Consider the following 14,110-nt stretch of genomic DNA (forward strand, 5'->3'; position numbering starts at 1 on the left):
AATAATATGTTAGATCTTTGGTTTTCAGAAAGTCATGCAGATGACGCAAAATTTTCAATAAGGGTAACGGAGCATTTATATAGTGAAAAAACTCCTTTCCAACAAATTGATTTTTTTAAGAGTGAAACTTTTGGAACATTTTTTACTCTTGACGGTTATATAATGCTAACTGAAAAAGATGAATTTATATATCATGAGATGATTACTCATGTCCCAATGGCAGTTAACCCTAATATTAAAAAAGTTTTGATTATTGGCGGCGGCGATGGTGGAACTTCAAGAGAAATTTTAAGGTATAAAACTGTAGAAAAAGTAGACTTAGTTGATATTGATGAAAGAGTTGTTAGACTCTGCCAAAAATATTTACCACAAACAGCTTGTAAATTTGATAATGACAGCAGGCTTACTGCTCACTTTGAAGATGGTAAAGAATTTGTTAAAAATACTGCAAGTGGAACTTATGATTTAATTCTTGTTGATTCAACGGATCCAATTGGTCCTGGAGAAGGCTTGTTTACTAACGAATTTTACAGCGATTGTAAAAGAATACTCAGTGATGATGGAATTTTAATAAATCAACATGAAAGTCCTTATTATAAAAATTACTGTCATGAAATGAAACGAGCTCATAGTAAAATAAAAAATAATTTTCCTATTGCAATGGTTTATCAGTTTCATATGCCAACTTATGCTTCTGGGCACTGGCTCTTTGGATTTGCTTCAAAGAAGTATCATCCTTTAAATGACTTGCATGCTGAAGAATGGAACAAACTCGGACTTAAAACAAAGTATTACAATACAAACTTGCATAGAGGTGCATTTGCACTGCCAAACTATGTTATTGAAGAGTTAGATAATGCCAAGTAACAATGCTTCGTCAAATTAAAAAAATCCTATAAATCTAAGGCTTAAAAATTGTAAAATCCTAAGATATTTCAATAACTTGCTATCGCTCAGACAGATTGAAATATCTAAGTATTTTATAATTTTTGAACCAAGATTTATTAGGATTTTTTTAAATCGTTCCTTGTGCAGTGAAGCTGCGCTGAGCACTATATTTTACGCCATGCGCAAGCATTAGGTTTTAGATTTTTCGAAGCATTGCGGAGAAAAATCATCCTTCATTGTGAATTGCTTCAACTATACTTGAAACTCCATCTGGTATTAAAGTTATTTCTGCATCTTTTCCTACAATTTCAAATGCAAGCTCTAAAGCTCTTTTAAAGTCACGTGCATGATACATATGCATATCTTCTATTATTTTAGGATAACACATGTCCGTAACAATTATAACCTTGTGCTTATTCAGTATTCTAGCTAAAATTTGAAACTCCCATTGATCCGGTACAGTATCCTTCTTTGAAACTTTAAGTATTTTGCTTAGAAGTTCTTTAGGATTTTTAGCATCAGCTACATTTCTATAAAAAGACTCTCCACCATGTCCATCACAGCAGGAAGCAATCATTATTATAACTCCTCCATCTCTGCATAGTGATTCTCCAGCAGTCATGCCTTTTACAGCCTGATAAACATTTTGATCAAGAGGATATCCTCCATTAGTAGTAACTACAATATCTGATTTAGTTCCACTAACGCCATAAAACTTAGAGACAAATTCACAACCCTTATTGTGTGCAAATTCACTGTCTCCAGCAAAGGCACTTATTATTTTTTTATCTTTATCAAGAGCTACATTTAGTATGAAGGCAAGCTTAGATGCCTTAGCTGCATAAAGCATATCCCCATGTATTGGGTTATTAAAAAGTTTACCTGTTCTTGAATTTTCACTATTTATAAATTCTGAACAGTGGTTTGCCATTATGGTTTCAGCTCCAGAAATTCCTGGGAGTATGCTTTTTCTTCCTCCTGAAAACCCTGCAAAAAAGTGAGGTTCTATAAAACCTTCTGAAATCAAAAGTTCAGTTTCTACTGCCAATTTATTTATCCAGAGTTCTCCGCCCGATGGAAGGATACCTATTTTTAAAAGATTATCTTTATCCTTTGCTTTATGACAGATTATATTTTCATTTTTAACTAAAGTTTCTCCAAACTTTTCTACCATCTCCTCTTTTGTAGTTGGTCTATGAAGGCCTGCAGCTATGAGTATTTTTATATCAATGTTAGGATTTACCCTTCTTATACGAGTTAAAAGTATGGGGATAGTTATTTTACTTGGCACGGGTCTTGTATGATCACTGGTTATTATGACCATGTTTTTTTTATCTTTAACAAGTTCTTCAAGACTTTTAGAACCTATTGGATTGTCAAGTGCTCTTTCTACGATTTCTTTCTCTCTTAAATTCGTCTTATAATCAGCAGCCTTTGATATTAAAACCCCTTTTAAATTTTTCTCTGGCAGCTCTATTTCCATTATGCCTTTGTAATATGGTACACTAAATACAGGCATTTTACTCACATACCTTTTCTGGATTCAATATATTCTTAGGATCAAAAGCCTTTTTTATATTCTTCATAAGTGAAATATATTCTTCTCCATACTGCCTAAACAAATACGGTTTCTTTGCAAAGCCTATGCCATGCTCTCCTGATACAAGACCTTTTAATTCCATAGATCTAGTGTACATACATTCGAATACTTGTTTAAGCTTATTCTCCCATTCTTCTTTACTTAAATTATCTCTTAATATATAAACATGAAGATTTCCATCACCAGCATGGCCAAAACTTCTTATTCTTATATCAAACTGCTTTTGAAGTTCATTTGTATACTTTATAAATTCAGCCACTTTATTTCTTGGAACAACAACATCGCACTCATCCATTTCTGTGGTAGAAGCTTTAACTGCTTCAAGAAAAGCTCCCCTTGCATTCCAAACAGCTTCTTTTCTTTCATCCGTATCAACTATATAAACATCAAAAGCCCCTTCACTAAGGCAAATTTCAGCAACCTTCTCATAATCCTTTTCCACTTCTTCCTTACTGTTTCCATCAAAACTTAAAAGAAGATATGCATCTGCACTGTTATCAGGGAACTTTTTACCTAGATATTCCTCTGCCGAAAGTATTACCTCTCTTTGCATAAACTCTATAGCTGTAGGTATTGCCTTTGATTTTATAATTTTAGGTACAGTTCCTATAGCACTGTCAAGATCTTTAAAAGGTACTAAAAGACTTATAGTTTTTTTAGGAAGTGGAAGAAGCTTTAAAATTGCCTTGGTTATTATAGCAAGGGTTCCTTCAGAGCCACATATTAAATCCTTTATGCTGTAACCCGAACTGTTTTTAACGACCTTTCCTCCAAGATTAAGTACATCACCATTTGGAAGCACAACTTCAAGTCCTCTTACATAATCTCTTGTAACTCCATACTTTACAGCTCTCATGCCCCCAGCATTTGTACTTATATTTCCTCCTATGGTAGCAGACTTTTCTCCAGGATCTGGTGGATAAAAAAGATCATGCTGCTCAACAAATTTCCCTATTTCCATTAAAAGAACTCCTGGTTCAACGGTAAGTGTTAAATTTTCTTCATCTATTTCAAGAATTTTATTCATACTGCCCATATTTAGCATTATACCACCGAGAAGTGGTACAGATGCTCCAACAAGACCTGTTCCTGAACCCCTTGGGACGACTGGTATACCTTTTTCATAGGCATATTTCATAATCTTAGATACTTCTTCTGTATTTTGAACTTCTAAAAGCACTTCAGGCATTCTACTTACTCCACCAAGTTCATCATGGCTGAAATCTTCATTTATTTCGTCTCCACTAAGTACTCTGTCTTCTCCTAAAAGTGATTTAAAATATTTTATATCCTCTATATTAACCATAAAGCTTCCCCTCCTAAATTACCGATTCCATTTTTTTATTTTCTTTTAGCTTCTCAATAAGCTTTGGTACGATTTCATATATATCTCCCACAATTCCATAATGACTTGAGTTAAATATAGGAGCTTTTTCGTCTTTATTTACAGCAAATATATATTCGCTGTTATTCATACCTGCTGTAAACTGAACTGCTCCTGAAACCCCTAGGACTATTATAAGTTTAGGCTTTACAGTTCTCCCACTTAAGCCTATTTGACTTTTAGCATCAATCCAGCCTGCCTCCACAAGTGGTCTTGTTCCTGCAACTCTTGCATTTAGGAGTTCTGCTAGTTCATATACCATGTCCATATCCTTCTTAGCTTTAATACCTCTTCCAACTGCAATTATAACTTCTGCATCAGATATACTATTTTCAGGCTGCTTTTGAGTAATTTTTAAAACCTTTATATTAGAAGTAAGCTTTTCTTTATCTATATTGCATATTGAAATTTTTCCACCTTTACCTTGCTTTCTTTCCGGTGCACTCATAACTTTGTATCTAACCGTAGCCATTTGAGGTCTGCTGTTTGGATTTATAATTTGTGCCATTATATTTCCTCCAAAAGCTGGCCTTATTTGAACTAAATCCGTATTTCCCTTCATATCAAGTATTGTACAATCTGCCGTAAGTCCCGTTTTGAATCTTGCTGCAATTCTTGGTGCAAGTGATCTTCCAACCGTGGTTGCCCCAACAAGTATTGCCGTTGGTTTTATCTTGTTTATTAAATCTTCAAATACAGCTGTATAAGGCTCAATAGTAAAATCCTTAAGTTCTTCATAGTCGTATACAAAAACTTCATCAACACCATAATGTAAAAGTTCTTCTGCTTTTTCCTTTATGTTATGTCCAATAAACAGTGCATAAACAGGATGATGTATTTTTGAAGCAAGCTCCTTGGCCTTTCCTATAAGCTCAAAGGTTACAGGGTGTATATTTCCTTCAACGTGATCTACATATACCAAAATTCCATTCCATAAGCTTTTATCAATGGCCTTTACTTCTTCCTCTACAAATTCCATGATACCTTTAGGTCCTTTTCTAACGCACATTTTACAAAGCTTGCAGCCTGCATTTATTTCGATTTTACCGTTATGATCTTCTATAGCATTAAATGGACATATATTGACAAGCTCTTTTATATTTTCCTTTGTAAGTTTATCTTGATTAACAACTAACTTTCCCATAATAACTCCCCCTATTAAACATATTTTAATTGTTTAAGCTTTTTAAATATTTTTCCTGATACCTCTTCACCGCTGCCCTTCCAAATTTCCCTATCATTATTTACTGAAGGAGGAAATATTCTTTCCACTTGAGTTGCAGAACCATTAAGACCGTACTTATTTTCATCCTTGTCCTCAAAATCATTGAGGCAAATAGTTTCTATTTCTCTATCTTTAGTTTCAAGCTTTTTTCTATAGGAAGGAAGTCTTGGCTGGAATATATCCTTATCAATTGTAAGAAGACATGGATAGCTAACCTTATCCAGTTCTATAGTATTTGGCATATCCATTTCAACAGTTATATCTTTTTCACTTGCTTCTTCTACTTTTATTACATTTGCAATATGAGGTATTTTTAAATATTCTGCCATTTCAGGACCAACTTGAGCTGTATCTCCATCTGTAGTTTGCTTTCCGCAGAGTATTAAATCAAAGTTGCCCATTTTTCTAATACCTTGAGAAATTGTATAGGCTGTGGCAAGCACATCAGCTCCTGCAAATTTCCTATCTGATATCAGAGCTCCTCTATCAACTCCCATCATATATGCCTCTTTAATAACTTCTTTTGCCTGCGGAGGTCCCATAGTGATAACGCTTACACTTCCTCTAAACTTTTTTTTAAGTCTAAGAGCTGTTTCAAGAGCATATAGATCATACGGATTCATCTTAGAATCTACTCCATCTCTTTTTAGTACTCCAGTTTTTTCATCTACCTCAACTTTACTAGTACCTGGAACTTGCTTAATGCATACTAATATTTCCATTGTAACCCCTCCATATTTAATATTGGTATCGTGGTATGACCAATTTTTAAATAAATTATACCACAATAAAAAAGTTAATTCCATAAAAAAGCAAAAGTTAAAAATTTAACTTTTGAAAATAGACTTATTTATGAACTCTAAATGCTTTCTCATTTCTTCCGCAGCCTTTAATGCATCTTTATTTAGTAGTGCTTTATATATACCTTCATGTTGCTTTATTAATTTTTCCTTGTTTTCTTCTTTTTCTATAATTCTATATCTGGCATCACTAATAAAAGTATCTATTAGTACAGAGGTAGCAGATAAGATATTAACTAAAAGAAGGTTTTTGGAAGCCTGTGCAATTGCATGATGAAACTCAACATCTAATTCTGTATTTAACTTTTCATCCGCAGTGGCCTTAAATTTATCTATTATAGCTTTTATGTCTTTAAGTTCATCAGCTCCAATTCTTTTTGCTGCAAGCATTGCTGTTTCAGTTTCCAAAACCATTCTGAGTTCAAGCACATCTTTTGGGCTACTTTCCTGAAGCATAAACATAAGTGATAATGGTTCAAGGAGACTGTCATCAAAATTCTTTTTTATAAAGTTTCCATCACCATGTTTACTTTCAACAAGCCCCAGTATTTCAAGAGATCTTAAAGCCTCTCTTATTGAAGTCCTGCTTACCTTAAGTTCTTCTACAAGTTCTCTTTCAGGAGGAAGTTTATCACCTTTTTTAAGTTTCCCCGTTTTTATCATTTCTTTTATTTGTTCAATTACTACTTCATACACCTTTTGGTTCTTTACTGGAGTAAACATAACATCACCTTTTTCTATAAAGCTTTGTAACATAAATTATACTACAAATTTTATATTGTATCATCATTTAAATTAAAACATATATCACATCGCTAAATTCTGGTCATGTTTTGAAAATAGTACTCACCTTATTAAATTTGTTTTTGAACCTTTTACTAGTATATTGATTTCCTCCTAAAACAGAAAGTTTTCTTGAAAAATTCTTGACTTATATTATATTTTTTTAGTTACAAATTATTACCAACTTCAAATATATTTACTTCAGCAATTTTTTTGCTTTATCCACTGTTACTGTATTATTACTAGCATAAACACCAATCTCCTTAATTGAATATCCATATTGAGTTGCAGGAGACTTACAGTATATTCTTACATATTTTGCAGTAATAACCGAAAAATCTAAACTTACATCTCCGCCATTACCATCGGTAACTGATTTAACAGTTTTCCAACTGCTTTCATCTTCTGGATTAACTGCTGCTACCTGGATATCATATCCTTTAGCATAAGCATCTGACCAAGATATTTTTACATTATCTATAAAATAAGGATTCCCTAAACTTACATATACGTATTCTGGGTGATTATCTTTATTTGCCATCCAATTTGAACTCCATCTGGTTCCACTATTACCATCAGTAACATTCTGAGGTCCAAGCCCATCAGCTTCATTTGATGAGGATACTGCTTTTACATTAAGTGCTACATTAACATCTTGATCAGAAGTAACTGTTGTTTTCACTAAACCATTAACTGCACTATATAATTTTCGTACGGCTACATTAACTTGACCATATGTTGCTGATGAATTATTTGAAATATCCTTACCTACAGTTATAGCTGAAGCTAAAGTCGCCCAAGAATCAGTTGTATAGTCACTTGCTTTAAACTTGCTTACATATTTCAGTTCTGCTGCTAATGATGATTTACTCACAGAATCTTTTATCATTGGATTAACTGAAACTAAAGATTTTGCTGGTACAGTTGTATATCCAATTTCTCCAGAAGCATTACGAAATTTTACAGTTAAAGGAGTACTACCTGGATTCCATATTAAAGCTGTGAACGAATTACCATTTTTGTATACACTAGCATCTCCGTTTTCTGCCCATATTTCATTTGTACGTTGTCCAAGAGTTGCCATATTATTTACAAACCAATAAGTGTTATAGGTCTCATTATGTTGTACCTTTGATGGATCCCACTTAGTAAGCACTGCTGCTGGATCACTTAAGGATTCAATTGGCCATGTTACATGACGCCAGCCTGATTCTGGATCATTAGGGTCTGGTGCTGCTCCCTTATTAGGATCAGTACTATTATTATAGTTAGCTATAATGTCTTCCTTCATACCTTCATATAAAGCTGCTGCCTTGTCCTTATCATTTTCTATACCGTAGTTTGTTAAATACTCTGAAGTTGGAAGCCAGTGTATTCCATAAATACATACTGGATCCCCACTAAAGAAAGTACCATAAAAGTTAGAGGCTCCATATACTTGTCCTACTGTCTTATGTTTATAATCTGGCACCCAGTTATCTCCATCATAATTAAACCAATATTGTTTTACTGATCTTAATTCTGTAGTAAAACCATATATTCCAGCATCTCTATAGGTAGTATTTCCCGAAACCTTTCCCCATAGATATTCTCCTACCCAACCAAATAAGGATTCTCCTGCTGCTTCTTGATTATTTCCATCTTCATTATCAGCATATCCACCTGCCCAAGAATGACCTTCATATGGATCAAAATTTCTAAATTGAGGAAATTTATCATCTGTTTTTGATGGATTAGCATAATCTCTTATTAACATTTCTACCATTTGACCGTACTTCTTTAAGAAGGCATCATCATAGGAAGCTAATACTGCTGACGCAAAAGTAAAATATCCATAAGTAAAGTGGTGATCTGTAATACCCACATTTGCACCAAACTCACTATTTTTGTAAATTAATGTTCCCCATTCTGGGTTATAATCAAAATAATAGCCTTCAGTTTCTCCTGGTGTATAAGTTAACCAATTAGTTAAAATCCCCTTAATTCTAGCAAGGAACTTATCTCTATAATCCGTTGCATGAATCTGGTCTGCCACGAGCACACCCTCAGCTAACGGATGCAGTGCTTTTCCTTGCCAATAAGCATCTCCGTTCATGTAACCTGAAGTAGTATCATCATCTAACCCTTTAAGATACTTAAGCAATTCATCACGTGAATATCCATCGTTTAAAGGTTCAGTGAATTGAGGAACTATTCCATTAAACTTATCTACTGTACTAAAGGAATTTCCTTCATGTACCTTAAGAGTTCCTCTTACAGAAGGATATGATAGATTAGTAGTTGAATCTGAGCTAGCCTTCCATTGACCTGGAAGCATGCACATTAATGTATTCTTAGAGAGATCTGTACGCTTTAAGTCAGTAATAACTGTAAAGTTTGTAGTAACATTCGAACTTACAGGATCATAATTATAGTTTACTTTAGTATCTGTAACAAAAGCATAAGCATGTTGATAGAAATAATTTAAATTACTAGCAGCAGGCATAGTAGCAATTGAAAGATAGCCTTGTCCGCCTCCTAGCTGCATTTTAATCTTAGCTCCTACCTTTTTAAAGACAGTACCTTGAGGTGCAAATATTCCATAATATTTCTTAATATTACTTGGCGTAGGTGCCCCATCTACATTTGTTACTTCTATGCCAATATGATCTGCAGTTATAGTTTCTCCATCGTTTAATAATACAGCATTATTGTTATCATCATATATTTTTGTAATTACTGTTGAATATAACTCAACAGAATTAGGATCGCTAAACTGAGAGAATATATATGGTGAGCCTTTTACAAAAGTAGTTTTCATTTTTTCTGCATCGTTATCACTTAATACAACACTCGCAGAATAATCACCATATCCACTTATTTTACTGTTCATCTTAGCAGTATCTATTGTATTTGACATTAAGTAAAAATCTATGTTTCTTTCTGTCTCAACGGAGTTTCCTTGAACCCAACCTGCACTTGGAGTTAATACTCCTAAACCCTGTTTTGAATATTTAGCTTTTAAAGGTAACGTTATCAACGGATTTCCTAGATTTTTTATTAATATTGATTGCCACCAATCATTTGATGGAATTGGAGTATTTATATTGCTTGTTTTTTCATAAGGTTCAGCTGGCTGAGGAAATTTATTAGGATCCGTTAAGTAGCTGCCATTTCCAACTTGTGTAACTGCAGGGGTAGGTAAATCTGGTATTGTATAAACGGGTTGAGGATCTCCAGTAACATAATCGTAAACCTTAAATTCTTTTAATCCAAATTCACCCGTAGTAGTTCTTGTTATCCCACTCATTCTTACATATCTTCCAGTTGCATATAATTGAATATTTTCCTCTCCGCCTCTACCATTTAATTGTCTATAAACTTTTTTCCAGTTAGCAGCATCATCTGACACCTCTATATCATAGCTCCTTGCAGGTGAATCCCAATCTAATATGACTCTTCCTATAGTATGCGAACTTCCTAAATCAACGTATATCCATTGCAAATCATCCATTTCAGAGCCCCAGTGAGTACCTAGATTCCCATCAACTGCTTTATCAGGATCTACTTGACCATCAGTAATATACCATTGTTTATCAACTGAAGATGCTACTGCATGCTTGTTTAAAGCTATATTCTCTCCTAAAGGTGCTGGTGGTGGATTTAATCCTCCTGTACCATATACCTGAAAGTCATAAATTGAGTAGCCATAATTACTAAGTGCTCTTTTAATAAGATGCAGACGTACGTATCTTCCTGTGCCACTTACTACAATATCTTCATCTCCACCTTTGCCATCTATAACTGGACTAATTGTATGCCAGGTGTCTTCATCATCAGAAGCTTCTATTACATACTGTGAAGCATAAGCACCCTCCCATTTGATTTTAACATCTGAAAGTGATGCTGTAGAACCCAAATCTACATAGATCCACTCATTATCTTTTCCCCACTCCGATTCCCAACGTGAACTATTGTCCGAATCTACGGCTTTGTCTGAAGTATTTGCTCCATTTGAAGAAGATGCATAGGTTGCCCTATTTAAAGAAATTAAATACGGAGAAGTTTGAGCCTTTACAATTTGCGTGGAACGCATCTCAAACATACCAAAAATTATAAAACAGGTAAGTAAAATAGCAGTTAATTTTTTTAACATATACCTCTTCATAAACACTTTTTTATACATTATTCCACCCCTTTAATTTTTTTAATACAGCATACTTATTTAAAAAGTAAGTTATTAGGTATCATATATTATAAAATTTTAACTTCTAAATCGGTTTCGAAAATCTGTAATAAACATTAATTTTTATTTAATAATGAATTACTATGTCGAAACGTTTTCACCTCCTTATAATCAAATTTTTTATAATATAATAAAACTTCCTGAAAAATTAAAAGTAGCTTTGTTATATTTAACATATAGCAAATCTTATACCAAACACTAATATAAGCAATACACACAGGTTTTATTATATTTTTAAACGCAAAACAATGTGTTTAACTTTTTTAAAGTAGTGTAACAGCTAAATAGCAAAGTGTTTAAACACTTTGTTATCAAAAAATTTCTTAATCATATCCCCTAAAATAATCCCCTCTGATGTTAACTATTCGCTAGCAAAGGCACCTTTTTAATACATAGGAAAACTTTTTCTAATAAAGCTCTAATAATCTGAATTATTTCATAAAAAATAGCCTGTATAACAATTAATCATTTTAAAAATTATACAGACTACTTTGAAATTTGCATTTTATAATATTATTTAAGTATTATTTTTATAATATGCTTTGTCTCCTTATCAAGAGAAGTTATTATTTTTCTTTCTATCTTTGGATATTCAAAAAATTTATATTTCTGATCATCAATATAAATTTCACTTATACTATACTCGCCATATTCCTTCTTGTATTCATTCAAATATTCAATTCTAAGCTTTCGTTCCGCAAAATTCATTTCAATAGCAACTTTATTCTCATCATCAAATTGCCTCAATAGTACTTTGGGTAAAAACACTAAATTGCCCATTTCTCCTTTTATTCCAAACATTTCGGATATTACAGTAAGTATTAACCAGCTTGCCGCTCCAGTTAAATAGTGATACATGCCTCTTCCTTTTTCATTTATATATTCAGGTACACCTGGGTAAATTCTACTTACATCAAAATTATTGCAGTGATTATAAAGAGTATCAATAACTTTAAAACCTTCTTTTGCAAAACCTCTCTTATAAAGTGCATTTGCATACATGATTGCCATATGACTGAATACAGCTCCATTTTCTTTATGACCATAAGCAAAACCAAACATTCTTCCTAAATCAGTTTTTACTTCATTAAAATTAGTGTTTAATCTATATCCACCTATTGATTTATCATAAAGATAGTTATCTGCTGCTTTAATTATATTTTTTACTTGCTCTTCGGTAGCAATACCGCTCATTATGGTAAATACTTGACTTGTTAACATCATGCGAACTCCATACTTATTGTCCCCTTCAACTCTTCTAGCATTATTATCGTAATAACCGTTATACCAGCTGTATCCTTCTTTACTAGTAATCCATTCATTCTTTCTTATATGATTCTTAAGCCATTTTGCTTTTCCATTAATATTAGAAATGAGCTCATCACATTTCATATTAATAACTTTTCCACTAATATTACGTCTGCAGCTATAGCAATACCTTCTTAATAATTCTTGTTTTTCTTCTACATTATCATAAAGTTCATCATTCCCTTTTAAAAGTATCAACAGTTCCTCAGCAAATTCTACATTTCTAATATTCTTCTTGTCCCTTAAACATTTTAATAATTCTACAATATCAGAAAGATTTTCTGCATAAAGGGCACTAAAAGCAACACTTTCGCCTTTCTCACTTGCCATATCAAGTCCATCATTCCAATCAGCACCATGAAGCTTTAAATTATTATGCTCACCCACATCATAGAAAGCCGTTAAATGTTGTATTAAAATATGCTCCAAAATTGTTCCTTTATATTCTTCATGCTCATAAGTCATCAACTTATTTCCCTGTTCTAAGTTCCATAAAAGATCCTTTTCCAATCCTCTTACCTCTTGAAGATCTTTAAAATAATTCTGTTTTTCTAAAAGAAATTCTATATCTCCAGTTTGGTCTATATAAAGCTTTGTAGTTAAAAATGGCCATGATCCATGATCCATCCAAACACGAGTAATATTATTTCTGTCAGCGATAAACTCACCCTGCTTTGTTCCAATAATCGTAGCATTAGTTCCATCAAAGCGAACTCCACCAAAATTATCTAAAAGCATTCTTCTAACATTGCCTGTATCCATTGCCAATAATGCCAAACAATCTTGCCATAAATCTCTCCATCCCCTTCCGCCTTTACCATAATCGTGATACGGCAAAAACGAACAGCCATAAATTCTTCTAAGCATTGGTTGGAAATTAACCCAATGCATCCAAATGTCAAATTGCTTATCTTGTGTCTCATATAAAATATTTATTTTTTTATCCCAATACAATTTAGTATTTTGAAGAAGACTATCAAAAGCGGTTTCGGATAAGTATTTATGAAAAGCACCATCAAAATCTCCAAATCCTATGGCTATAATATATGTCTTAGATTCATTCTTTTTTATTATTTCATCTTCAAAACGTATTGCTCCAATTGCTTCATAGCCTTCTAATTTAGTGTTAGCCTTAACCTTAAATTGCTCATTTAATATTATAGTTTTTGGAACCTCAAAGGTTCCTCCTTCTCCAATAAACTCTTCTACTATTGGACAAAAACTTACTGTTTTTTCCCCATTTCCCTTTGCAGCAAAAACTCCATAACTTATCGTATTTTTTTTATGTCCTCTTTCATCAAAAGTTAACGTTGGATTTACGGCAACTCCATATTCAGTAGTTTTTATTCTGTTCAAAAGTGAAGTTACGTGTCTGTGATCTCTAATATTGTCTGCAGAACGGCAATATAATGGTATTGCTGCTGTTGGTGTTATTTTTTTATACTTATTATCAATATTAGTTACCGTTACCTTCATTAACTCTATTTTTTCATCTATCGCTGGAACAAATGATGTTATCTCACTTTTTATACCATATTTTTTTGATTTCCTAGTTACTTTATGCCACATTATTCCAGCTTCTAGCTCTGATTCTTCTTTATCTTTGCTAAAAATTTCAGCCTGTTGAGCTGATGAAACTCCAGTAGCGGACCATTCACCTATCCCATCAATATATATCCAAAAATTTCTTGATGACTTATTATTGTGAAGATTTTCACTACTTACTGGGGAAAGTATAAATGTATTTTGCCCCATCTTACAATCTCCATTTAAAGTTGGAGTTATACTTGACATAACTCCAGCCTCATTTGCAAGTGGAAAATACATATAGCTATTTCTCTCTGGATCTTTTAATTTAAAATCTCCTTTATTATTTAAAAATTTGTACCCTAACATA

General features: G+C 32.9%; 8 protein-coding genes. 1 reads left to right on the plus strand and 7 read right to left on the minus strand.

The window, feature by feature from the left end; translation table 11 throughout:
* The first annotated feature begins 6 nt into the window (after positions 1–6).
* Complete coding sequence (speE, locus tag LQK79_RS05785) at positions 7–867, plus strand: polyamine aminopropyltransferase (RefSeq protein ID WP_231015869.1); 861 nt, start codon at positions 7–9, stop codon at positions 865–867.
* Between the two features lie 247 nt (positions 868–1,114).
* Here the strand turns inward: speE and larA are convergent, their stop codons facing one another.
* From larA to LQK79_RS05820, 7 genes are all read right to left on the minus strand, one after another.
* Positions 1,115–2,407: a nickel-dependent lactate racemase gene (gene larA, locus LQK79_RS05790; protein ID WP_231015870.1), complete on the minus strand. Its 1,293-nt coding sequence runs from the start codon at positions 2,405–2,407 to the stop codon at positions 1,115–1,117.
* Between the two features lies 1 nt (position 2,408).
* Complete coding sequence (locus tag LQK79_RS05795; protein WP_231015871.1) at positions 2,409–3,794, minus strand: FAD-binding oxidoreductase; 1,386 nt, start codon at positions 3,792–3,794, stop codon at positions 2,409–2,411.
* 13 nt (positions 3,795–3,807) lie between these two features.
* Positions 3,808–5,016, minus strand: coding sequence for an electron transfer flavoprotein subunit alpha (locus LQK79_RS05800; protein ID WP_231015872.1), 1,209 nt, complete (start codon positions 5,014–5,016; stop codon positions 3,808–3,810).
* 14 nt (positions 5,017–5,030) lie between these two features.
* Positions 5,031–5,819, minus strand: coding sequence for an electron transfer flavoprotein subunit beta/FixA family protein (locus LQK79_RS05805; protein ID WP_231015873.1), 789 nt, complete (start codon positions 5,817–5,819; stop codon positions 5,031–5,033).
* A gap of 105 nt (positions 5,820–5,924) precedes the next feature.
* Positions 5,925–6,620, minus strand: a complete 696-nt coding sequence (locus LQK79_RS05810) for a FadR/GntR family transcriptional regulator (protein WP_231015928.1) — start codon at positions 6,618–6,620, stop codon at positions 5,925–5,927.
* 256 nt (positions 6,621–6,876) lie between these two features.
* Positions 6,877–10,815: a galactose-binding domain-containing protein gene (locus LQK79_RS05815; protein WP_231015874.1), complete on the minus strand. Its 3,939-nt coding sequence runs from the start codon at positions 10,813–10,815 to the stop codon at positions 6,877–6,879.
* Positions 10,816–11,418: 603 nt separating this feature from the next.
* A complete protein-coding gene (locus LQK79_RS05820; RefSeq protein WP_231015875.1) occupies positions 11,419–14,109 on the minus strand; it encodes a GH36-type glycosyl hydrolase domain-containing protein in 2,691 nt (896 codons plus the stop codon).
* Position 14,110 lies beyond the last annotated feature (1 nt).

The sequence above is a fragment of the Clostridium guangxiense genome (genome assembly GCF_021043395.1).
Taxonomy (GTDB): domain Bacteria; phylum Bacillota; class Clostridia; order Clostridiales; family Clostridiaceae; genus Clostridium_S; species Clostridium_S guangxiense.

Excerpts from the sequence above, each read along its gene's own strand:
- LQK79_RS05815 (WP_231015874.1), bottom strand. The coding sequence starts at position 10,815 with ATGTTAAAAAAATTAACTGCTATTTTACTTACCTGTTTTATAATTTTT.
- LQK79_RS05810 (WP_231015928.1), bottom strand. The coding sequence starts at position 6,620 with ATGTTTACTCCAGTAAAGAACCAAAAGGTGTATGAAGTAGTAATTGAA.
- larA (WP_231015870.1), bottom strand. The coding sequence starts at position 2,407 with ATGCCTGTATTTAGTGTACCATATTACAAAGGCATAATGGAAATAGAG.
- LQK79_RS05800 (WP_231015872.1), bottom strand. The coding sequence starts at position 5,016 with ATGGGAAAGTTAGTTGTTAATCAAGATAAACTTACAAAGGAAAATATA.
- LQK79_RS05805 (WP_231015873.1), bottom strand. The coding sequence starts at position 5,819 with ATGGAAATATTAGTATGCATTAAGCAAGTTCCAGGTACTAGTAAAGTT.
- LQK79_RS05820 (WP_231015875.1), bottom strand. The coding sequence starts at position 14,109 with ATGTTAGGGTACAAATTTTTAAATAATAAAGGAGATTTTAAATTAAAA.
- speE (WP_231015869.1), top strand. The coding sequence starts at position 7 with ATGTTAGATCTTTGGTTTTCAGAAAGTCATGCAGATGACGCAAAATTT.
- LQK79_RS05795 (WP_231015871.1), bottom strand. The coding sequence starts at position 3,794 with ATGGTTAATATAGAGGATATAAAATATTTTAAATCACTTTTAGGAGAA.